The following is a 23,075-nucleotide window of genomic DNA, read 5'->3' on the forward strand; positions in this document are numbered from 1 at the left end:
AACCGAGGAACCAGAACCCATGACCCCCGACGAGATCTTCGCCGTCGTCCGCCGCAACCTGATCGACGTGCTCCCGGAGCTGACCGAGTCGCAGATCACGCTGGACCACAGCATGCGAGAGCTGGGCGCCAACTCCATCGACCGGATGGACGTGGTCATCGCCACCCAGGACGACCTCGGCGTCCGGGTGCCGGCCGAGCAGCTGACCCGCGCCAACGACCTGCGGTCCCTGGTCGCGGTGCTGAGCGAGCACGTGTGAGCGGCGACGCGCCCGAGGCAGCCGCGGTGCAGCCGGTGGCGGTCACCGCGGCGGCCGTCCTCAGCCCGCTCGGCGACCGGCTGGACGGCTTCACCGCCGCCCTGCTGGCGGGGCGCAGCGCGGTGCGGATGCCGTCCGGCGACGCGAACGGCGACGCGAACGGCGACGCGAACGGCGACGCCGCCGGCGGGCCGCTGCCCGTCGCGGCCCTCGACGACTTCGTCCTCGGGAGCTGGGCCGAGCGCCACCTCGCCGATGACCCCGACACCGCCGCCCTGCTGCGGCGGGTCGCCGGCCGGGCCGCGCTGCCGGCGCGGACCGCGGCCTGCGTGGCGCTGCGGGCCGTGCTGGACGCCGGACTCGAACCCGGCGGCGCGTGGGGCGAGGAGACCGCACTGCTGGTCGCCGGCAGCAACCTCGCCCTCGCCCACCAGGCCGCCACCGTCCTCGGACACCACAGCTCGCCGGGACGGCTGCGGGCCTCGTACGCGCTGACCCACCTCGACGTGGACGCGGTCGGCGCCGTCAGCGAGGTCACCGGCGTCCGCGGCGAGGGCTGGACGGTGGGCGGCGCGTCCGCCAGCGGCACGATAGCGCTGCTCCAAGGCGCCCGGATGGTCGCCTCGGGATGGGCGCGCCGGGTCCTGGTGGTGGCGCCGGCCGCCGAGCTGTCCCCGGTCGAGGCGGAGGCGTTCCGCCGGACCGGGGCCATGGCCCACGCGGCGCTGCGCGGTACGCCGGAGCGGATGTGCCGGCCGTTCGACCGCGACCGGCAGGGGTTCGTCCGCGGTGAGGCCGCCGCGGCGGTCGTCCTGGAGTCCGCGGCCGGCGCCCGGTCCCGCGGCGCCGAGGTGCTCGCCGAGATCGCCGGCCACGGGCAGCGGCTGGACGCCCGCCGGGGCACCGAGCCGGACGCCCGGGGCCAGGTCGCGGCGATGCGGGCGGCGCTCCGCTCGGCCGGCCTGACCGCGGAGGACGTCGACTACGTCAACGCGCACGGCACCGGTTCGGTCCTCGGCGACGAGGTGGAGGCCGCGTCGCTGCGCGCGGTGTTCGGCGAGCGCCGGTCGCTGCGGATCAACTCCACCAAGCCCCTGACCGGGCACTGCCTGAGCGCCGCCGGGCTGGTCGAGGCCGTCGCGGTCATCGGCCAGCTGCGGGCCGGCCGCGCCCACCCCAACCCCAACCTCGACCACCCGCTGGACCCCGGACTGCCGCTGGTCGGCACCCGCGCCGAACGCCATTCGATGCGCACCGCCCTCAGTAACAGCTTCGCGTTCGGCGGCGTCAACGCCTCCGTCGTCCTGCGCCTGCCGGGCACCGCGCGCACGGCCGCGTCGGCCCACCCGAACCCTGACCACACCTGACCTAGGGAGACCACCCCATGAAGCCGGTCGGCATCGAAGCCATCAACGTCTACTGCGGAGAGACCTACGTCGACGTCCCGACCCTGTTCGCGGCCCGGCAGCTCGACGACAGCCGGATCGACAACCTGATGATGGCCCGCAAGAGCGTCGCCCTGCACTGCGAGGACGCCGTCTCCTTCGCGGTCAACGCCGCCAAGCCCATCGTGGACGCGCTGTCCGAGGAGGAGCGCAATCGCATCGAGCTCCTGATCGTCGGCACGGAGTCCGGCGTCGACTTCGGCAAGTCGCTCGCCACCTACGTCCACGACCACCTCGGACTGCCCCGCTCCTGCCGCCTGTTCGAGACCAAGCAGGCCTGCTACAGCGGCACGGCGGCGACGCAGATGGCCGCGGCCGTGGTCGCCGCCAGCCCGTTCGACGGCGCCAAGGCCCTGGTGATCAGCAGCGACGTCGCCCGCCCCGTGCCGCACACCTACGTCGAGCCGAGCCAGGGCGCCGGCGCGGTCGCCATGCTGATCAGCGACCAGCCGGTCGTCGCCACCTTCGACCGGGGCGCCAACGGCTTCCACAGCTACGAGGTGATGGACACCTGCCGCCCCGACCCGGAGGCGGAGGCCGGCGACGTCGACCTGTCGCTGCTCACCTACATCGACTGCCTCAAGGGCTCCTTCACCGACTACGCGCGCAAGGTCGAGGGCGCGGACCTGGTGGACAGCTTCGACCTGCTGGCGATGCACACGCCGTTCCCCGGCATGGTCAAGGGCGCGCACCGGGCCGTCCTGCGCAAGCTCAAGCGGATGTCCCCGCAGGCCATCGAGGACGACTTCACCGCCCGCCTGTCCGCGGCCGTCGAGTACCCGCGCCAGGTCGGCAACATCTACGCCGGCACCGTCTACCTGGCGCTGGCCAGCACCATCGACAACGCCGTCATCGACCGCGAGCGCCGCGTCGGGATCTACTCCTACGGCTCCGGGTGCAGCTCCGAGTTCTACAGCGCCGTCGTCACCCCCGACTCGCAGCGCGCGGTTCGCGCCATGGGCATCCGCCAGGCCCTGGACGACCGCTACGAGCTGTCCGTGCCGGAGTACGACGAACTGCTCACCGCCACCGCCGAGCTGAAGTTCGGCACCCGCGACTTCACCTTCGACCTGGACCGCTTCCCGCAGATCACCAAGGCCCGCTTCGACGGCGGCACGGCCCGCCCCCGCCTGGTCCTGGAGGCCGTGCGCAACTACCACCGCGAGTACGTCTGGCTGGGGGCCGGCCGATGAACCACCCGGACGCCGTGCGCGTCGTCCGCGGCCGCGGGATGCTGCGGGCCGTGCTCGACCGCCCCGAGCGGCGCAACCCGATCGACGCCGACCTGCTCACCTCGCTCGCCCGGGCCCTCGACCAGGCCGAGAGCGACCCGGACTGCCGGGTGTTCGTCCTGTCGTCCACGGGCGGGGACTTCTGCGCGGGCACCGACCTGTCCGGCGGCGACCCCGCCCCCGAGCCGCTGCCGGACGGCGCCGAACTGCCCTACTGGACCCTGCTGGAGCGGCTGACCCGCAGCCCGCTCGCCACCGTCGCGGTCGTCGACGGCCGGGCCACCGCGGGCGGGGCCGGCCTGGCCGCGGCGTGCGACCTCGTCCTGGCGGGGGAGGGGGCCCGCTTCCGGCTCACCGAGGTACTGGCCGGGCTCGTCCCGGCGATGGCGCTGCCGTTCGTCGCCCGCCGCATCGGCGAGCAGCGGGCGTTCGCCGCGACCCTGCGGGCCGAGGAGTTCGACGCCGGCGCCGCCCACCGGGCCGGCCTCGCCGACCTGGCCGGCCCGCGCGCCGAGGACCTGCTGCCCCCGGTGCTGGCCGGACTCGGCCGGACCGACCGGAGCACCACCGCGGCGCTCAAGGACTACCGGGCCCGGCTGTTCCCCAGGGACGCCCGCCTGGGCCACGACGCCTCGCGCCTGCTGATCGAGCGGTTCGCCGCCCCGGGAACCGGGCAGCTGCTGGCGCGGCTGCGCGAGGCCGGAGCGGCGGCGTGAGCGCGGTCACGGCGCACACCGGCGCCGCCGACGACGTGGTCAGCCTGTCCTGGCAGGGACCGGTGGCCGTGGTCCGGATGGCCGACCACGAGGGCCGCAACACCTTCGGCCCGGCCCTCAGCCGCGGCCTGGTCGACGCCGTCGACCGGGCGGTCGCCGAGGAACGCACCCGGGTCCTGGTCGTCGAGGGCATGCCCGAGCTGTTCTGCGCCGGCGGGAACCAGCGGGAGCTGGTCCACTTCGCCCGGGGCGACGGCAGTTTCGACACCGACGACTTCTTCCGGGTCTTCGCCCGCTGCCCGCTGCCGGTGGTGGCCGCGGTCCAGGGGCACGCGATCGGCGGCGGCCTGGTGCTGGCGCTCTACGCGGACCTCGCCGTGTTCAGCGAGCGGTCGGTGTACGCGGCCAACTTCATGCGCTACGGCTTCACCCCCGGCATGGGCGCGACCCACCTCCTGCCCGCCCGCTTCGGCCACCAGCTCGGCACCGAGATGCTCTACACCGCGCGCAACCACCGCGGCGCCGAGCTCCGCGAACGCGGGGCACCGGTCCGGGTCGTGGCGCACGACGAGGTGCCGTCCACCGCCCACGCGCTGGCCGCCGGCATCGCGAACGCGCCGCGCGCCTCGCTGGAACTGCTCAAGCAGGACCTGGCCGCACCGCTGCTCGCCGCCACCGACGCGGCGATCGCACGGGAGGCGGCCATGCACCGCACCTCCTTCCGGCTGCCCGAGGTGATGGACCGCATCGTCGGCGGCTACGGCGCCGCCGACCGCCCACACCCCTGACCCCTGCCCCTCCCCGCCGGCCCAGGGCCGGACCGCCGCCCGACCAGACCGACACCGCCGACGCGAGGACCGCGAGAACTGATGGACGCGAAAGAGATCCTGACCCGATTCAAGGACGGGGGCCTGGACCGGGCCGCCGCCCAGGCGCTGCTCGCCGGCCGGACCCCGGCGGCCGCACCGCGCCCGTCCGAGCCCGCCACCGCGCCCGCCACCGAGCCCGCCGCCGGGGCCGCGGCAGGCCGGCCCGAGCCCGTCGCGGTGATCGGCTACAGCGCGCGCTTCCCCGGCGCCGCCGACGCGGACACGTTCTGGCAGCGGATCCTCGACGGCGACGACCTGGTCACCGAAGTGCCGCCGGAGCGCTGGCGCACCGAGGAGTTCTACGACCCGGACCCGGCCGCCGAGGGCCGCTCGGTCTCCCGCTGGGGCGCCTACGTCGCGGACGCCGACCGCTTCGACGCGGACTTCTTCCGGATGACGCCCCGCGAGGCCGAGCTGACCGACCCCCAGGCGCGCCTCTTCCTCCAGGAGGCGTGGCGCGCGCTGGAGCACGCCGGCCGGGACGCCCGCTCGCTCGCCGGCACCCGCTGCGGCGTCTACGCGGGGGTCATGCTCAACGACTACCAGGACCTGGTCGAGCGGGAGAGCCCGTACAAGCGGCTCCCCCAGGTGATGCAGGGCAACTCCAACTCGATCCTCGCCGCCCGGATCGCCTACCACCTGGACCTCAAGGGCCCCGCCGTCACGGTGGACACCGCCTGCTCGTCCTCGCTGACCGCACTGCACCTGGCCTGCCAGTCGCTGTGGCTCGGCGAGACCGACCTGACGGTGGTCGGCGGCGTCACGCTGTACCTGACCGAGCTGCCGCACGTGTTCATGAGCGCGGCCGGGATGCTGTCCCCCAACGGGCGCTGCCGCCCGTTCGACGCCGCCGCCGACGGCATCGTGCCGGGGGAGGGCTGCGCCGTCGTGGTGCTCAAGCCGCTGTCGAAGGCGCTCGCCGACGGCGACCCCGTGCACGCGGTGATCCGCGCGTCGGGGCTCAACCAGGACGGGCGCACCAACGGCATCACCGCGCCCAGCGCCCGCTCGCAGGCCGCACTGGTCCGCGACACGCTGCAGCGCTTCGCGGTGGACCCCGCCGGCATCGACTACGTCGAGTGCCACGGCACCGGCACCCCGCTCGGCGACCCGATCGAGGTCACCGCCCTCAACGAGGCGTTCGCCGGCGCCGGGCTGGCGCCCGCCAGCGTGCCGATCGGATCGGTCAAGGGCAACATCGGCCACACCTCGGCCGCGGCCGGCCTGGCCGGGCTGCTGAAGGCGGTCGGCGTGGTGCGCACCGGGCAGGTCCCGCCGTCGCTGCACTACACCCGGGCCAACCCGCAGATCCCGTTCGACCAGGGGCCGTTCACGGTCGCGGCGGAGCGCCGCGAGCTGACCCGCCCCGACGGCGGCCGGCCCCGCCGGGCCACCGTCAGCTCCTTCGGCTTCAGCGGCACCAACGCGTACGTCGTCGTCGAGCAGGCCCCCGAACCGGCCGCCCGGCCCACCGCCGGCGACGGCGCCCCGCCCGTCCTGGTCCCGCTGTCCGGCCGGCGCGCCGACGCGCCCGCCGCCCACGCCGCCGACCTCGCCCGCTGGCTGCGCGGCCCGGGCTCCGACGCGGCCCCCGCCGACGTCGCCCACACCCTGGCCGTCGCCCGCACCCACCACCCGTACCGCTCCGCGCTGCTGGTCTCCGGCCGGGACGAACTGCTGGAGTCGCTGGACCTGCTCGCCGCCGGTTCGGCCGACCCGCGGCGCACCGACACCGCGCCCGACGCCGCCGCGCCCGACCCGGCCGTCCGCCGCGCCCAGGCCGCGCTGCTGGCCCGGCTGGTGGAGCAGGCGGGCGAGAACCCCGGCCCGGCCGAGCTGGCGGCCCTGGCCAAGCTGTACGCGCAGGGCCACACGGTGGACTGGGCCGCGGTCAGCCCGCCCGCCCGGCACCGGCGGCTCTCCCTGCCGGCCTACCCCTTCGCCCCGGACCGCCACTACGTCGAACGCCCCGCCCCCGCCCCCGCCACACCCCCGACGTCTGCCGCGTCTTCGGCCTCTGCCGCGACCTCGGCGCCTGCCGCGACTCCGGCACTCACCGAGGCCCCGCACGGGGCGCCGGCCGAGCCGGCCGACGGGACGCTCACCGACCCGGTCCTGCACCGGCAGGAGTGGATCCCCGCCCCGCTGCCGGCCGCCGCACCCGCCCCCACGGCCCCGGTGCTCGTGCACGACCCGGCCGGCGACCTGGCGGCCGCCCTCGCCGCCACCGGGCTCGACGTCCACCCGCTGGGCACGGACCGGACCGCCGCCGAGGCGCTGCGGGCCACCGGCGCGCAGGCCGTCACCGTCGTGCTGCGGCTCACCGCTCCCGCCGACGGCGCCCCCGCGACCGCCGCGGACCTGGCGGCGTTCGAAGCCGCCCGCTCGGCGCTGGCCGTCCTGCGCACCCAGCAGCTCACCCTGCTGGCCGTCACCGCGGACCCCACCCGCGCCGACGCGGCCGGAGCGCTCGTCCAGACCCTCCGCCAGGAGAACCCCCGGCTCTCCGGCCGCGCGGTGCTGACCGCCGGCGGCACGCCGGACGCGAGGCGGCTGCTCGCCGAGATCGCCGCGCCGGGCGCCGAGCACGGCCACCTGGCCGACCTCCGCTCCGCCGGGCGGCTGCGCCGCGTGCTGGTACCGGTCCCGCTGCCCGGCACCCGCCCCACCGTGCGCCAGGACGGCGTGTACCTGGTCAGCGGCGGCGCGGGCGGCATCGGCCTCGCACTGGCCCGGCACCTGACGGACCGTCCGGGCACCCGCGTGGTGCTCTGCGGGCGGACCGCGTGGGACGACCTCGCCGACGCGACCCGCAGCGCCGTGGCCGGCAGCGACCGCCTGCGCTACGCCCGGGCCGACGTCACCGACCCCGCGGCCGCCGCCGCGCTCGTGGCGGAGATCGTCCGGACCGAGGGCGCCCTGCACGGCGTCTTCCACGCCGCCGGCGTCGTGCGCGACGGCTACCTGGTGCGCAAGGACCCCCGGGACGTGGCCGACGTGCTGGCGCCCAAGATCCTCGGTGCGCGGGCGCTGGACGAGGCGACCGCGGCCCTCCCGCTGGACGCGTTCGCGCTCTTCTCCTCGGTGGCCGCGGTCACCGGCAACCTCGGCCAGAGCGACTACGCGTACGCCAACGGCTTCCTCGACGGCTTCGCCACCCGCCGCGCCGGGCAGGTGGCGCGCGGCGAGCGGCACGGCAGGACGCTGTCGGTGCAGTGGCCGCTCTGGGACGTCCCCGGCATGAGCATCCCCGAACCGGTCCTGGAGGTGGTGGCCCAGCACACCGGCATGGCGCCGCTGCCCGCCGCCGCCGGGCTCGCGGCCCTGGACCGCCTGCTGGCCGCGGACGGCCCCGAGGTCGTCTCGCTCTTCCACGGCGACGGGGTCACGTGGCGGGCCCACCTGGCCGCCCTCCACCTGGAGCACCGTCCCGAGGCCCGGCCGGTCGCGGCCGCCCAGGCGACGGCCGCCGCCCCCGCCGCCCCCGCTGCCGTCGTCGCGCCGGCCGAGTCCGCCGCGGCGGATGCCGGCCGGCGGGCCGAACTGGCCGACCGGGTCAGCCGGACGGTGGCCGACACCATCGGCCGCCCCGCGGGCAGCATCGGCGGCCACACCTCGCTGGAGTCGATGGGGCTGGACTCCGTCATGATCCGCACCCTCGCCTCCCGGCTCAGCGCCGAGGTGGCACCGGTCGGGCCGGAGATGCTCTTCGGCCTGCGCGACCTGGACGAACTGGTCGACCACCTGGCCGCCGCCCGGGCAGTCCCCGCGACGGCCCCGGCCGCACCGGCAGCCCCGGCCGCACCGGCAGCCCCGGCGGCCCCGGCCGCACCGGCAGCCCCGGCGGCCCCGGCCGTACCGGCAGCCCCGGCCGTACCGGCAGCCCCGGCCGCCCTCGCCCCCGCCCCCGCCACCGCGCCGGCGCCGTCCGCCGACGACCGCTTCGCGATCATCGGCATCAGCGGCCGCTACCCGCAGGCGCCCGACCTGGACGCCTTCTGGCAGAACCTGCTGAACGGCAAGGACACCGCCTCCGACCTGCCCACCGACCGCTGGCCGGACGCGGGCGGCGTCAAGGCCCGGGGCCACTTCCTCGACGGCGTCGACGCGTTCGACCCGACGTTCTTCGGACTGTCCGCCCACGACGGCACCCTGCTCGACCCGCAGGAGCGACTGTTCCTGGAGGTCGCCTGGGAGGCGCTGGAGGACGCCGGATACACCGGCGCGCGCCTGCACGACCTCGTCGCGCCGGACGGCGAGCGCCGCAGCGTCGGCGTGTTCGCCGGGATCACCTCCAGCGACTACAAGCTGCTGGGCGCCGAGCGCTGGGCCGCCGGACACCGGGAGATGCCCTCCGGGCACTACTGGAGCCTGCCCAACCGGCTGTCCTACCTGCTGGACCTGCGCGGTCCGAGCCAGCCGGTCGACACCGCCTGCTCGTCCTCCCTGGTCGCGCTGCACCTCGCGCTCGACGCGCTCCGCCGCGGCGAGTGCGCGGCCGCCCTGGTCGGCGGGGTCAACCTGTACGTCCACCCCTCCCGGTTCCGGATGCTGCGCCAGTCCGGCTTCCTGGCCGAGGACGGCCTGTGCCGCAGCTTCGGCGCCGGCGGGGCCGGCTTCGGCCCGGGCGAGGGCGGCGGAGCCGTCCTGGTGAAGCCGCTCGCCGCCGCCCTGGCCGACGGCGACACCGTGCACGCGGTGGTCCGCGGCAGCGCGGTCGCACACGGCGGGCGGACCAACGGCTTCACCGCGCCGAGCCCGTGGGCGCAGGCCCGGGTGCTCCGTGCCGCGCTGCGCGACTCCGGCACCGACCCGGCGACCGTCAACGTGATCGAGGCGCACGGCACCGGGACGGAACTCGGCGACCCGGTCGAGCTGGCCGGCCTCCAGGACGCGTACGGCTCCGGCGGCGTGCCCTGCTCGCTGGGGTCGGTCAAGTCCTCGGTGGGGCACGGCGAGTCGGCGGCGGGCATCGCCGCGCTGACCAAGGTGGTGCTCCAGCTGCGCCACGGCGAGCTGGCCCCCACTCTGCACGCCGACCCGGTCAACCCGGGCCTGCGCCTGGAGGACACCCGCTTCGTCCTCCAGCACACCCCGGGCCGCTGGGAGCGGCTGACCGGCGCGGACGGCAGCCCGCTGCCGCGGCGGGCGGGCATCAGCTCCTTCGGCGCCGGCGGGGTCAACGCCCACGTCATCGTCGAGGAGTACCTGCCCGAGCAGCACGGCAGCCGGGCGGCCGGAGCCGCCGCCGAGCCGGGCCGCCCGGAACTGGTCCTGCTCTCCGCCCCGACGCGGGAGCACCTGTCGGCCACCGCCGACCGCCTCGCGCGCCGGCTGGAGGGCCCGGAGGCGCCCGCCGACCTGCGGGCGGTGGCGTACAGCCTGCGCACCGGCCGGGCCGCCATGGACTGCCGCCTCGCCGTCGTGGCGGCCGACACCGCCGGCCTGGCGGCCGCGCTCGGCGCCTTCGCCCGCTCGGCCGGCACCGGCGAGGGCGCGGGGGAGACCGCCGTACGGTACGCCGACCTGCGGGACGGCCGCGGCGCCCACCGGGACCTGGACACGGTGCCGGAGACCACGGCCTTCCTCACCGACCTGTGGCGCAACCGGCGCCTGCACCAGCTCGGCGAGCTCTGGCTGTCGGGCCTCGACATCGAGCGTGCCGCGCCCCGCGAGCCGGGCACCGGTCCGGTGCCGCTCCCCACGTCGGCGTTCCTGCGGCGCCGGCTCTGGATCACCGACCCGGTCACGGCGGACACCGCGCCCGTACCGAACCCCCTGCCCACCCCGGTGTCCGCTCCGGCACCGGCCCCCGCTCCCGCCCTCGCTCCCGCGCCGTCCGTCGCCCCGGCCCCGGCAGCCGCCCCCGCGGCGGCGGCGCCGGCCGGCACCGGGGAACCGGTGACCGAGCAGCTGTCGCGCCTCGTCGCGGGCTTCGTCCCCGACGCGGCGGGGCCGATCGACCCCGACCGCACCCTGCTCGAACACGGCATCGACTCGATCAACCTGATGAACCTCCGCTTCGAGATCACCGAGCGCTTCGGGCGGACCCTGCCGCTCCAGCTGCTCAGCGAGTCGACCGTCCCCGCGCTCGCCGCCCACCTGTCCGCCGACCCCGCCCACGACCGGGCCTGAACGAGAGAGTTGGCGCCACGCCATGACCATCCAGAGCAACCCCGCCGACCGGTACCAGCCCTTCTCCCTCACCGAGGTCCAGGAGTCCTTCTACGTCGGCCGTACGGCGGGCGGAAACACCGGCGGCACCCAGATCCACCTGGAGTTCGAGGCGGACCGCCTCGACCCGGCGCGGCTGCGGGACAGCTGGAACCGCCTCGTCGCCGACACCGACATGCTCCGCGCCCACCTGCTGCCCGACGCCCGCCAGACCGTCCTGGAACAGGCGCCCGAGTACCGGTTCGAGGTCCGCGACCTCACGGCGGCCGGCCCCGACGAGCAGCGCGCCGCCCTGGAGGAGATGCGCCGGCAGTCCGCCGCCGCCATCGACCCGCACCGCTGGCCGCTGTTCGCCCTCGCCGCCGCCGAACTCCCCGGCGGGCGCACCAAGGTGATGCTCACCGTCGACGAGCTGATCGCCGACGGCCCGAGCGTCTCGCTGCTGCTCCAGGACTGGTACGCGCGCTACGCGTTCGGCGAGGAGCCCGGCGTCCCGGAGATCTCCTTCCGGGACTACGCGCTCGCCACCGGCGGCCGCCGCCCGTCCGAGGAGTCCCTCGCGTACTGGCGGGACAAGCTCGGGGCCGTGGACTTCGGCCGGCCGCTGCCGCTCGCCCGCCGGGACGCCGATCCGGCGGCCGCCGCCGACGGCGGGCACCGGCGCATCACGCTCCACCTGGACCGCGAGCAGTGGGAGCGCGCCAAGGAGGCCGCCCGCGCGGCCCGGGCCACCCCGTCGGCGATGCTGCTCGCGCTGAACGCCGCTGTCGTGCGCGCCGCCGGCAGCGGACCGCTGCCCCTGGTCCTCACCACCTACAACCGCCTCCCGATCCACGCCGACGTGGCCCGCCTGGTCGGCCCGTTCCTGTCCACCTCGGTCTTCGTCGCCCCCGAGGCGGCCGGAACCCTGGGCGAGCTGGTCTCCGAGGTCAGCGGCCAGCTCTGGCGCGACCTGGAGCACGGCGACGTCAGCGGGGTGCGCGCGCTGCGCGAGCGCGCCCGCACCGAGCCCGGCCGCCGGGCGGTCCCGGTGCCGGTCGTCTTCACCAGCCTGCTCGGCAGCATCGCCGACCAGCGCGCCGACGACCCCGGCAACTGGGCCGCGCTGGTCGACGTCGACGCATCCGCCACCCGCACCCCCGGCGTCCAGCTGGAGATGTGCGTACAGGAGCGCGCCGGGCAGCTCCACGTGTCCTGGGACTACCTGCCCGGGGCGCTGGACGGCGCCGAGGTGCGGGCCGCCTTCGAGGGGCTCGGCGCCCTGCTGCGCCGGGTCGCGGAGCTCGGCCCGGCCGCGTGGGACACCGACCTGCCGACCACGGACCTGCCGACCACTGCCGCGTCGGACGCCGGTACGGAGACCACCGGCGCGGAGACCGCCGGCCAGGCGTCCGGCACCGCCGGGCGACTGCCGCTGACCGAGGTGCAGTCGGCCTACCTGGTCGGACGGCTCGGCACCCTCGGCGGCGCCGCGGAGACCCGCGTCTACCAGGAGTTCCTCCTGGAGAACCACGACGTGGACGCCCTGGAGGCGGCCTGGAACCGGCTGGTCGCCCACCACCCGATGCTGCGCGCCGCCGTCCACCAGGACGGCACCCTGGAGGTCGCGCCGGCCGTCCCCCACTACCGCATCGCCCGGCACGACCTGACGGGCCTGCGGCCCGCCGAAGGGTCGGCCGACGACGGAGGGTCCCCGGTCGAGCGGGCGCTCGCCGACACCGCCGCCCGGCTGCGCGGCGGCACCTTCCCCCTGGGCAGCCGCCCGATGTACGCCCTGGAGGCCAGCACCCTGCCGGACGGCACCACCGTCCTGCACGTCGTCCTGGACGCGCTGCTCGCCGACGCCCGCTCCTTCGCACTGCTCTTCGGCCAGCTGTTCGCGCTGCACGACGGCGACCCGGCGGTGCTGGACGAGCCCGCCGACCCGGGCCCGTACCTGCTCGGCCTGGCCGCGCCCGGCCAGGACGGTCCGGCGGAGGCCGCCCGGCTCGCCTGGCGGGAGAAGTTCGCCGCCCTGCCCGGCGGCCCCGCGCTCCCCGACCCGGCCCCGCAGGCCGCCCGGCTGCACCGCCGCACGGACCTCGGGTCCTGGCGGCGCCTCACCGAGCGGGCCGCCGCCATCGGCGTCCCGGCCGACATGGTGCTGCTGACCGCGTACACCGACGAGCTGCGCCGCACCTTCGGCCCGGAGCCGTTCACCGTGACCGTGGTCTCCTGGGACCGGCCCGCCGGCCTGGCCCGCGCGGACCGCATGGTCGCCGACTTCACCCAGCTGGCCTGGGTGGTGGTCGACGACACGCTGCCGGCCGACTTCGCGCAGCGCGCCCGCGAGCTGTGGGGCCGCGTCCGCGCCGACCTGGAGCGCGGCGAGGTCCGGCCCGGCCTGGCCGAGCTGCGCGGCCGGGTCTTCCGCTCCGGCGGCAGGCTGCGGCTGCCGGTGGTCTTCACCCGGGTGCCCGAGATCGATCCCGCCCTGCACCCGCGCGGCGTACGGCTGCGCGAGAGCCAGTCGCAGACCGCCCAGGTCGCGCTGGACCACGTCCCGCTGCTCGTCGGCGACGACCTGGTCGGCCAGTGGGACGCCGCCGAGGGCTGCCTCTCCGCCGACCGGCTGGACACCATGTTCGAGGGCTACGCGCGCCGGATCCGCTCCTTCGTCGACTCCGTCGACTCCGCCGGGTCCGCCGGGTCCGCCGAGTTCGCCGGCGAGCCGTCGCCGACCATGACCGGCCTGCTGGCCGAGGCGCTGACCCGCCACCCCGACCGCCCGGCCGTCCACTGGGACGGGCGCGTCGTCGACTACCGCGAGCTCGACCACCGTACGGCCCGGCTGGCCCACCAGCTGATCGCCTCCGGGGTCCGCCCGGGCGACCACGTCGCCGTGCACATGAACCGCTCCGACGACCTGGTGGTCGCGCTGGTCGGCATCGTGCGCGCCGGAGCCGTGTACGTCCCCGTCGACCCGGCCAACCCGCCGGAGCGGGTGCGCTACCTGCTGGAGGACAGCGGCGCGCGTGTGGTGGTCGCCGACGCGGCGCTCGCCGCCGTACCGGCCGCCGCCGGCGCGGTCGTCCTCTGCCAGGACCGCGACGAGGACCGGGCCCTGCTGGCGTCCCGCCCGGTGACGCCCCCCCAGGTGGAGATAGACCCGGACGACCCCGTCTACACGATCTACACCTCGGGCACCACCGGCAAGCCGAAGGGCTGCCGCAACACCCACCGGGGCTTCGTCAACCGGGTCCGCTGGATGCAGGACCGCTTCCCGCTGGGCGCCGAGGACCGGGTCGCCCAGAAGACCCCGTACGGCTTCGACGTCTCGGCCTGGGAGTTCTTCTGGCCGCTGCTGGCCGGGGCGTCCATCGTGGTCGCCCGGCCCGGCGGCCACGTCGACCCCGGCTACCTCGCCCGGCTGCTGCGCGACGAGCGGGTGACGGTCGCCCACTTCGTGCCCTCCGTGCTCGGCCTGTTCCTGCGCGACCGGGCGGCATCCGGCTGCGCGTCGCTGCGGTACGTCTTCGCCAGCGGCGAGGCGCTCCCGGTCGCGACCATGAAGCAGTTCTTCCAGGTCCTGCCGGGCGGCGCCGAGCTGCACAACCTGTACGGCCCGACCGAGGCCGCCATCGACGTGACCCACTGGGCGTGCCGCCCCGACTGGGACGAACCCACCGTGCCGATCGGCCGGCCGATCGCCCGCACCCGCATCCACCTGGTGGACGAGCGGATGGCACGGGTGCCGGACGGCACGCCGGGCGAGATCGTCATCGGCGGCGCGGGCGTCGCGCTCGGCTACCACGGCCGGCCCGAGCTGACCGCCGAGCGCTTCGTGTCCTCCCCGTTCGCCGACGACCCGTCACCGCGCCTGTACCGCACCGGCGACCTGGGACAGCTCGGCCCGGACGGCGAGATCAGGTACCTCGGCCGGATCGACAGCCAGTTCAAGCTCCGCGGCCTGAGGATCGAACCGGAGGAGGTCGAGGCCGCGCTCACCGACCTGCCCGGGGTGTCCGAGGCCCGGGTGCTCCCGGTCACCGACCCGGCCACCGGCGAGCAGGTCCTGGCGGCGGTGTGCGTCGAGGCCGACGGCACCCTGGCCCCGTCCGTCGGGCAGCTGCGCCGCGACCTGGCCCGCTCCCTGCCGCCGTACCTGGTGCCGAGCAGCTTCCGGTTCGTGGACCGGCTGCCGCTGACGGCCAACGGCAAGCTCGACCGCCCGGCCGCCACAGCCCTCTTCACCAACACCACCCCGACCACTCCGGCCGCTCCGGCTTCCGCGCCGACCACTCCGGCCGCTCCGGCTTCCGCGCCGGCCGCGCCGACCGCTCCGGCTTCCGCCGCTGCTGCTCCGGCTCCTGCCGCTGCCGCTTCGGCCGCTCCGGTCTCGGTCGCTGCCGCCCCCCAGACCCCCGTTCCCACCGACCACCCGGCTCCCGCCATCGAGGAGGACCCCGTGTACGACCCCCGGCCCGGACGACCCGAGGAGGGGACCGCCGCGCTCGTCGAGGCGGCCGTCGCCGAATGCCTCCGGCTGGAGGCGGTCGACCCCGACGCCGACCTGTTCGACCTGGGCGCGACCTCGTTCACGATGATCCGGCTGGCCCAGGAGATCGAGCGGCTGACCGGTGTCTCCCTGTCCGTGGACGCCCTGATCAGCGGGCCGACCGTCACCGCGCTGCTGGCCGCCGTCCGCGCCGGCCAGGCCGCCGCCGGCCGGACCGAGCCGGAGACGGCCGGAACGGCCGCCCCGGCCGGTCCGGAGGCCGACGCGGCGGCTGTGGCTGAGCTGGCTGCCGGCCTGCTCGGCCTGGCGGAGGTCGACCCGGACACCGACCTGTTCGACCTGGGCGCGACCTCGTTCACGATGATCCGGCTGGCCCAGGAGCTCGCCGAGCGGTTCGGGGCGGACGTCCCGGTGGACGCCCTGATCCAGACCCCCACCGCCCGCGGCATCGCCGCAAGCCTGGCCCCCGCCCCCGCCCCCGCCCCGCAGGCCGCTCCCGCGCCGCAGGCAACCCGCACCGACATCCGGATCGCCCTCGACCCGCAGGCCAAGGCCGCGTTCAAGGAGGCCCGGGTCGCCGAGCGCCGGCTGCCCGGGTCGCTGGCCCGGCTGCCGTTCCCGGCGGCCGGACCGGAGGACCGGCGGGCGCAGTACGACGCCTCCGCGTTCCGCGAGTTCGCCGACGGGCCGCTGCCCGGCGACCGGCTCACCGAGCTGCTGAGCACCCTGGCCCGCGGCGAGCTCGACGGCCGGGCCAAGCACCGCTACCCGTCCGCGGGCGGCTTCTACCCGGTGCAGGTCTACCTGTACGTCCGGCCGGGCGCCGTGGAGGGCGTCGAAGGCGGCCTCTACTACCTGCACCCGGGCGAGCGCGCCCTGGTGGCGATCGACCCGCAGGCCCGCTTCGGCACCGACGTCCACGTCTTCCACAACCGCGCCCTGGTGGACGCCTCCGCGTTCGGCGTCTTCCTGGTGTCCACCCCGGCGGCCATCGCGCCGGCGTACGGCGAGCGCAACGCCGCCCGGTTCTCGATGATCGAGGCGGGGCACGTCGCCCAGCTCCTGCTGACCGCCGCCCCCGAGCGCGGCCTCGGCATGTGCGCCGTGGGGGAGATGGACTTCGGCGCGGTGCGCGGGCACTTCGGCCTCCAGGACGACCAGGAGCTGCTGGTCTCGCTGTGGGGCGGTGCCCTGTCCGGGCCGGCGCTGAGCCGCCGCGCCGAGCTGGTCGCCGCCGAGCGGCCGCAGGAGAGCGCGCCGGTGCCGGCCGGGCCGCGCCCGGTGGCCGTGGTCGGCTTCGCGGCCCGGCTGCCCGGGGCCGACGACCTGCGCGGGCTGGACGCGATGCTGGCGGCCGGCGACTCCGGTCTCGGCCCCGCCCCCGAGGAGCGCTGGGCCCCGCTGCGCAGCAACGCCCGGCGCGCCGGCGCCCGCGTCGGCGGCTACCTGGCCGACGTGACCGCCGTGGAGGCCGAGGAGTTCGGGCTCGCGGACGCCGAGGCGGCGGCCGTCGACCCGCAGGAGCGGCTGCTGCTGACGGTCACCCGGCACTGCCTGGAGGACGCCGCGCTCACCCCCGAGCGGCTGTCGGAGACCGGCCAGGTCGGCGTGTTCGTCGGGTCGATGTGGCAGGACCACGCGCTGTACGGGGTGGCGGCCCGGGCCGAGGGCCGGACCGGCACCCACGCCACCCGCGGCGGGCTCGCGCACCGCATCTCGCACGCGTTCGGCCTGACCGGCCCGAGCCTGGTGATCGACACCGGCTGCGTCTCCGGGCTGGCGGCCGTCGAGGCGGCCTTCCGGGCCGTCGCCGACGGCCGGTGCGAGGCCGCCGTCGCGGCCGGCAGCAACCTGGTCCTGCACCCGGACCACCTGGACGTGCTGTCCGAGCTGGGCCTGGTCGCCGAGCAGGAGGACTCCTGCGCCTTCACCGACCGGGCCAGCGGCTGGCTGGTCGGGGAGGGCGTCGGCGCGGTCCTGCTCAAGCCGCTCGACCGGGCCCTGGCGGACGGCGACCCCGTCCACGCCGTGCTGCGCGGCGGCGCGCTGCTGCACGCGGGGACGACCCGCCAGTTCGGGATCCCGGACCCGCGCCGCCAGGAGCAGGTGATGCGGGCCGCGCTCGCCGACGCCCGGCTGACGGCCGGGGACATCGGCTACGTCGAGGCGGCGGCGGCCGGCGCGGCACTGGCCGACGCGCTCGAGTTCACCGCGCTGGGACGGCTGTTCGGCGCCACCGGCGCCGGCAACGGCGGTGCGACCGGAACCGGGAACGGCGCCGACGCGGGCCTCGGGCCCGTGCCGGTCGGCTCCGTCAAGCCGAACACCGGCCACCTGGAGGCGGCCTCCGTCTTCGCCCAGCTCGGCAAGCTCATCGCCCAGTTCCGCCGGGACCGGCTCTACCCGACCCGGCTCACCTCGGCCGCCAACCCGGCACTCGCCGCGTACGGCGGATCCGCGGCCCTGGCCGGCCCGTCCGCCGACCGGTGGCGCACCGCGCCCGGCGGCATCCGCCGGGCCCTGGTCAACGGCTTCGCCGGCGGCGGATCGTACGGCAGCCTCGTGGTCGAGGAGCCGCCCGCCGCCGCGACCGCGACCGCGGCACCGGCCGGCGCCGACGCGGGCGCCGGCGAGGGGACCGAGGTCCTGGTGCTCTCCGCGGACAGCCCGGAGAACCTGGCCCGCTGGGCCCGCTCCCTCGCCGAGGAGCTGGACGCCGACCCCGGTCTCGGCCTCGCCGCCGTCGCCCGTACGCTGCGGGAAGGCCGCCGGGCGCGCCCCGTCCGCGGGGCGGTGGCCGCCGACCGCGGCCGGGCCGCCGACGCGCTGCGCACCCTCGCCGAGCGCGTGCTGCGCGACGGCAGCGGCGCCACCGTCGAGGCCGCCGCGACGACGCCGGACCAGCGCGCGCTGACGGCGGCCTGGTCGGCCGGCGGCGAGCTCCCGCCGCCCGCCGCGCCCGCCGCGCCCGCCGCGCCCGCCGCGCCCGCCGCGCCCGCCGCGCCCGCCGCGCCCGCCGCGCCCGCCGCGCCCGCCGCGCCCGCCGCGTCCGCCGCGCCGCGCCGCCGGGCGCTGCCGCCGGTGCCGCTGGCCGTCCGCCGGGTGCCGCTCCCGGTGCCCGCCGCCCCCGCCGCCGCGCCCGCCTCCCCGGCGCCCGCCGCCGCGGCCCCGCGGCCGGAGAACGGGCAGCAGCCGGACGGCCCGACCGGGACCGGACCGACGCCGTTCGAGCGGATGGCCGGCATCGTCGCCCAGGAGACCGGGGCGGCGCCGGACCGGCTCGCCCCCGCCGACGACCTGTTCGCGATGGGCGTCACCAGCCGCCAGCTGCTGCGGATCGCCGCCCGGGTGGCCGCCGACGGAGGCAGCGAGCTCCCCCTGGAGTCGCTCTTCACCGCCCCGGACCTCGCGGCCCTGGCCGAGCTCGCCTTCCCCGTCGCCGTACCCGCCTGAACGACCTCCCCCGAGAAGGAAGCCAACGACGATGACCCGGATCTTCATGTTCCCCGGCCAGGGAGCGCAGCGCGTCGGCATGGGCCGTACGCTCTTCGACCGCTTCCCCGACCTCGAACGCGAGGCCAGCGACACGCTCGGCTACAGCCTGCGCCGGCTGTGCCTGGAGGACCCCGAGGGCAGGCTCGGCAACACCCGCTACACCCAGCCCGCGATGTTCGCGGTGAACGCCCTCGCCCACCGCGCGGCCGTCGAGGACGGCGCCCGCCCCGACATCGCGATCGGCCACAGCCTGGGCGAGTACAACGCCCTGGAGGCCGCCGGGGTCTTCGGCTTCGCCGACGGCCTGCGGCTGGTCGCCGCCCGCGCCGCGGCCATGGCCGAGGTGGGCGGCGGAGGGATGAGCGCGGTCGTCGGGCTCACCGAGACGAAGCTGCGCTTCCTGCTGCTGCGCGCCGGATTCGGAACGCTGGACCTCGCCAACCTCAACACCGCGGTCCAGACCGTGCTGGCCGGGCCGGTGGAGGACCTGGAGGAGGCCGGCCAGGTACTGGAGGACGCCGGCGCGCGCATGGTCCGCCGACTGGACGTCAGCGGCCCCTTCCACTCCCGGTACATGGCCCCTGCCGCCGCCGCGCTCGCCCCGGTGGTACGGGCCGCCCGGCTCCGGCCGCCGGCCTTCCCCGTGATCGCCAACCGCACCGCGGAGCCGTATCGCGCCGAACTGGCCGCGGACCTGCTGCTCCAGCAGATCGACCACCCCGTGCGCTGGCACGAGACCGTCCGCGCCCTGCTCGACGAGCCCGACGCGCAGTTCACCGAGATCGGCGAGAGCACCGTGCTGACCAGCATGGTCCGGCAGATCAAGCGGGACGCCGAGCCCGCCCGCGCGGCCCGCCCGCGCCAGGCCGTCGCCTGAGGCGACGCCCACGCACCACACGAAGGAGACGCGATGACGAGCAACACCCCGAGGTTCCGCCCGCAGGCCGGAGCGGGCTACTGCCCCCGCCCGGTCCCGGGAGCGGCCCTGCGCCTGTTTCTGTTCCACCACGCCGGCGGCTCCCATCTGCTGTACCGCGACTGGATCGCGCACTTCCCCGCCGACTGGGAGATCCACCTGCTGGACGCCCCCGGCCGGGGCCGGCTGACCGACCTGCCGGCCTGCGCCGACGCCGAACGGCTGGTGGACTTCTTCCACGACGAGATCGTGCTCGCGATGGACCGCCCCTTCGCCTTCTTCGGCCACAGCATGGGCGGCCTGGCCGCCTACGAGCTCACCAACCGGCTGGCCGCCGAAGGGCTGCCGCTGCCCGTCTGGCTCGGCCTGTCGGCCCGCGGCGCGCCGCGGCAGCCGGGCCCGGCCGACAACCGCCACCGCATGCCCGACGCGGAACTCCGCCACCACCTGGCCCGGATGGGCGGCACCCCGCCCGAGGTCCTGGAGGACCCGGACATCTGGCAGCTGTTCGGACCGATGATCCGCAACGACCTGCGGCTGGTGGAGACCTGGAGCCCGCGGCCGCACACGCCGCCGCTGTCCGTCCCGCTGTCGGTCTTCGGCGGCGCCGACGACGTGGTGGTCTCGCCCGAGCGGCTGGCCGCCTGGCAGCAGCACGCCGAACGATTCCTCGGCCTCCACCTCTTCGACGGCGACCACTTCTACTTCCGCGGCCGCCCCGCCGAGATGGTCCGGCTGATCACCGAACAGGTCCGGACCGCGACCGCGACCGCGGGCCGCCCGGTGGCGGGAGCGGTGCGATGAGCGCGCAGGCAGCCGCGGGCGCACGGCCGCCCGCCGACGGCGAGGTCCGGCTCTGGGTCTGCGCCAACGACGACCTCGGGCCGGGCACCGCCACCGCCCTGGCCGGCCACTGGCTGGACGAGCACGAACGGGCGACCGCGGAACGGTTCATCTTCGAGCGGGACCGCCGCCAGTACCTCGTGGCACACGTCCTCGTGCGGCGCCTGCTCTCGCTGGAGACCGGCATCCCCGAGGCGCTGGTCGAGCTGCGCAGGTCCGACCGGGGCCGGCCGTCCGTACGGCCGCCCGACGGCGGCTGGCCCGCCGGCGAGGGCCCGCTGGACTTCAACCTCTCGCACGCCCACGGATACAATGCGATCGCCGTCGGCCGGGGCCGCCGGGTCGGGGTCGACGTCGAACGGCTCGACCGGGTGAACAGCCGCGCACTGGCCGGAATCGCCGAGAGCTTCACGCCCGGTGAGCGCAGCCGACTGGCCCGGATACCCGCGGGCGCGGCGTACGACCGCACGGTGCTGCGCCTGTGGACGCTCAAGGAGGCCTATGCCAAGGCGCGCGGACTCGGCCTCGGCCTGCCCTTCGACTCGTTCGGCTTCGTGCTGTCCGAGAACGGCGGCGTGGCCGCGTTCGAACCGCCGCCCGACGACCCGTCGGGAACCTGGTGGCTGCTCGAACTCGAACCCGAGCCCGGGGTGCTGGTCTCCCTCGCGGTCGAGGAGGGGGCCACCCCGATGACCGCGCTCCGGCTGCACGCCGGCTTCCCGTGGCGGCCCTCCGCCCTGCGCGCGAGCCTCCACCCCGGGAACCCCGTCCCGCTGCTCGCCCCCGGGACCCTGTCCGCCGCCCCGCTCCCCATCGCCGGGGCCGCGCCCCACCGAACGCACCACACCGAACTCCAGAGGAGCGTCGCATGATCGGAACCGCACGGGCGGCGGGCACGACCGCCCATCTCGCGGCCGACTCCGTGACCCGGATCCGCGGCGACCGCACCGTCCTCAACGGGATCTCGCTGACCGTCTCGGCCGGCGAACGCCTCGGCCTCATCGGGGACAACGGCGTCGGCAAGTCCACCCTGCTCCGGGTGCTGGCCGGCCTCGACGCCCCGGACGGCGGCCGGGTCCGGGCCGGCCTCGGCGGCGGCACCCCCGGCTACCTGTCCCAGGAACCCGACCTGCCCGCCGACTGGGACCTCGCCCGCTGCCTGGCCGAGGCCCGCCGCGAGATCGACCGGATCGCCGCGCGGATGCACGAGGTCGAACAGCTGATGGCCGCGGCCGAGGATGACGGGCTGGCCGCGCTCCTCGACGAGTACGCCGCGCTCCAGGAGGACTTCGAGGCCCGCGACGGCTGGCGCTTCGAGGCCAGGGCGTTCGAGGTCTTCCAGGCGCTCGGCCTGCACCGGCTGCCGTCCGACCGCCTGGCCGGGCAGCTCTCCGGCGGTGAGCGGGCCCGGCTCGGGCTCGCCCTGCTCGTCCTCCAGGGGCCGCCCGCCCTGCTGCTGGACGAGCCCACCAACCACCTCGACGACGAGGCCGTCGAGTGGCTCGCCGGCTGGCTCCGCGAGTTCAGGGGACCCTGCCTGATCGCCTCCCACGACCGCGACCTGCTGGACGGCGCCGTCACCGGACTGCTGGACCTGGACGGACCGCGCGGGTCGGTCGTCCGCTACGGCGGAACCTACCGCGACTACGCCGCCGCGCAGGCGGCCGCCCGGCGGCGCTGGGAGGCGGACTACGAGAACTGGACGGAGTCGCTCGCCGCGGCCCGGCTCCGGCTCAACCGCTCCGACCGGGCCGCCGGGCACTACCGGCCGCCGCGCGACAACGCCAAGATGAACTACGACCTGCGCGGCGCCGGAGCCCAGGCGGCGGTGGCACGCACCGCCCGCGCCGCCAAGGAGGAGATCAGGCGGCTCGAACTCCAGGCGGTGCCGCGACCGCCCGCCCCGCTGAGCTTCACCGCGGTCGGCCTCGCCGACCGGGCGGGCCGGGGAGCCGCGGAGGCCGGGCAGGAGGCCGGCCCGCTGATCGAGCTCAGGGACGTCCGCACGGCCCAGGGCATCCGGCTGCCGGAACTCGCCCTGACCGGCACCGACCGGCTGGTGGTCGCGGGCCCCAACGGGGCGGGCAAGTCGACGCTGCTGCGGGTCCTCGCGGGGGAGCTGGAGCCCGCCTCCGGCACCGTCGCCACCCGTCAGGGTGTACGGATCGGCCACCTGCCCCAGGAGAGCGCATACCCGGCCGGCCGGGTCCCGCTGCTGCGCACGTACGCGCAGGTGGTCGCCGCGACCGAGGACGAGGCGGCGGAACAGCTGCTGGAGCTGGGCCTGTTCCGCCCGGCCGATCTCCAGGTGCCCGTCGGCGCGCTGAGCGCCGGTCAGCGCCGGCGGCTCGACCTGGCCAGGCTGGTGGCGATGCGTCCGCACGTCCTGCTGCTGGACGAGCCCACCAACCATCTGAGCCTGCCGCTGATCGAGGACCTGCAGACGGCGCTGGACGAGTTCCCCGGGCCGGTGGTCACCGTCACCCACGACCGCCGGATGCGCAGGTCGGCGGGCCGGACGCTCCTCCTGGAGCGGGGACTGAGCGGGGACTGAGCGGGGACTGAGCGGGGACCGGGCGGGGACCGGGCGGGGACTGAGCGGGGACTGAGCGGGGACCGGGCGGGACC

General features: G+C 76.7%; 11 protein-coding genes. All 11 read left to right on the plus strand.

What is annotated here, in order from left to right:
• Positions 1 to 19: 19 nt before the first annotated feature.
• The 11 genes from ACIQUT_RS23690 (at position 20) to ACIQUT_RS23740 (ending at position 23,001) form a co-directional block, all read left to right on the plus strand.
• Positions 20 to 259, plus strand: coding sequence for a phosphopantetheine-binding protein (locus ACIQUT_RS23690; protein ID WP_360634182.1), 240 nt, complete (start codon positions 20 to 22; stop codon positions 257 to 259).
• A complete protein-coding gene (locus ACIQUT_RS23695) occupies positions 256 to 1,626 on the plus strand; it encodes a beta-ketoacyl synthase N-terminal-like domain-containing protein (RefSeq protein ID WP_403565405.1) in 1,371 nt (456 codons plus the stop codon). Before ACIQUT_RS23690 ends, ACIQUT_RS23695 begins: the two co-directional genes overlap by 4 nt.
• Before the next feature lie 17 nt (positions 1,627 to 1,643).
• The gene (locus ACIQUT_RS23700) at positions 1,644 to 2,897 is read left to right on the plus strand and encodes a hydroxymethylglutaryl-CoA synthase family protein (protein WP_403565407.1); all 1,254 of its coding nucleotides are present in this window, start codon (positions 1,644 to 1,646) and stop codon (positions 2,895 to 2,897) included.
• On the plus strand, positions 2,894 to 3,652 hold the full coding sequence (locus tag ACIQUT_RS23705) for an enoyl-CoA hydratase/isomerase family protein (protein ID WP_403565409.1): 759 nt from the start codon (positions 2,894 to 2,896) through the stop codon (positions 3,650 to 3,652). Before ACIQUT_RS23700 ends, ACIQUT_RS23705 begins: the two co-directional genes overlap by 4 nt.
• Positions 3,649 to 4,440, plus strand: coding sequence for a polyketide synthase (locus tag ACIQUT_RS23710; protein ID WP_403565411.1), 792 nt, complete (start codon positions 3,649 to 3,651; stop codon positions 4,438 to 4,440). Before ACIQUT_RS23705 ends, ACIQUT_RS23710 begins: the two co-directional genes overlap by 4 nt.
• An 81-nt stretch (positions 4,441 to 4,521) precedes the next feature.
• Positions 4,522 to 10,656 carry an SDR family NAD(P)-dependent oxidoreductase gene (locus ACIQUT_RS23715; protein ID WP_403565413.1) on the plus strand — a complete coding sequence of 2,045 codons (6,135 nt, stop codon included), beginning with the start codon at positions 4,522 to 4,524 and terminating at the stop codon, positions 10,654 to 10,656.
• Positions 10,657 to 10,678: 22 nt separating this feature from the next.
• A complete protein-coding gene (locus ACIQUT_RS23720; protein ID WP_403565415.1) occupies positions 10,679 to 18,646 on the plus strand; it encodes an amino acid adenylation domain-containing protein in 7,968 nt (2,655 codons plus the stop codon).
• Positions 18,647 to 18,677: 31 nt separating this feature from the next.
• The gene (gene fabD, locus ACIQUT_RS23725; protein ID WP_403565416.1) at positions 18,678 to 19,565 is read left to right on the plus strand and encodes an ACP S-malonyltransferase; all 888 of its coding nucleotides are present in this window, start codon (positions 18,678 to 18,680) and stop codon (positions 19,563 to 19,565) included.
• 33 nt (positions 19,566 to 19,598) lie between these two features.
• Positions 19,599 to 20,408, plus strand: a complete 810-nt coding sequence (locus tag ACIQUT_RS23730) for a thioesterase II family protein (RefSeq protein ID WP_403565417.1) — start codon at positions 19,599 to 19,601, stop codon at positions 20,406 to 20,408.
• On the plus strand, positions 20,405 to 21,319 hold the full coding sequence (locus tag ACIQUT_RS23735) for a 4'-phosphopantetheinyl transferase family protein (RefSeq protein ID WP_403565419.1): 915 nt from the start codon (positions 20,405 to 20,407) through the stop codon (positions 21,317 to 21,319). Before ACIQUT_RS23730 ends, ACIQUT_RS23735 begins: the two co-directional genes overlap by 4 nt.
• Positions 21,316 to 23,001 (plus strand): ABC-F family ATP-binding cassette domain-containing protein, encoded by a 1,686-nt coding sequence (locus tag ACIQUT_RS23740; RefSeq protein WP_403565421.1) that lies wholly within the window; start codon positions 21,316 to 21,318, stop codon positions 22,999 to 23,001. Before ACIQUT_RS23735 ends, ACIQUT_RS23740 begins: the two co-directional genes overlap by 4 nt.
• The last annotated feature ends 74 nt before the right edge of the window (positions 23,002 to 23,075 follow it).

Source organism: Streptomyces sp. NPDC090445 (genome assembly GCF_044769385.1).
Classification (GTDB): Bacteria; Actinomycetota; Actinomycetes; order Streptomycetales; family Streptomycetaceae; genus Streptomyces.

Coding starts and splice junctions, on each gene's coding strand:
- fabD (WP_403565416.1), top strand. CDS start 18,678: ATGACCCGGATCTTCATGTTCCCCGGCCAGGGAGCGCAGCGCGTCGGC.
- ACIQUT_RS23715 (WP_403565413.1), top strand. CDS start 4,522: ATGGACGCGAAAGAGATCCTGACCCGATTCAAGGACGGGGGCCTGGAC.
- ACIQUT_RS23690 (WP_360634182.1), top strand. CDS start 20: ATGACCCCCGACGAGATCTTCGCCGTCGTCCGCCGCAACCTGATCGAC.
- ACIQUT_RS23735 (WP_403565419.1), top strand. CDS start 20,405: ATGAGCGCGCAGGCAGCCGCGGGCGCACGGCCGCCCGCCGACGGCGAG.
- ACIQUT_RS23705 (WP_403565409.1), top strand. CDS start 2,894: ATGAACCACCCGGACGCCGTGCGCGTCGTCCGCGGCCGCGGGATGCTG.
- ACIQUT_RS23730 (WP_403565417.1), top strand. CDS start 19,599: ATGACGAGCAACACCCCGAGGTTCCGCCCGCAGGCCGGAGCGGGCTAC.
- ACIQUT_RS23740 (WP_403565421.1), top strand. CDS start 21,316: ATGATCGGAACCGCACGGGCGGCGGGCACGACCGCCCATCTCGCGGCC.
- ACIQUT_RS23700 (WP_403565407.1), top strand. CDS start 1,644: ATGAAGCCGGTCGGCATCGAAGCCATCAACGTCTACTGCGGAGAGACC.
- ACIQUT_RS23720 (WP_403565415.1), top strand. CDS start 10,679: ATGACCATCCAGAGCAACCCCGCCGACCGGTACCAGCCCTTCTCCCTC.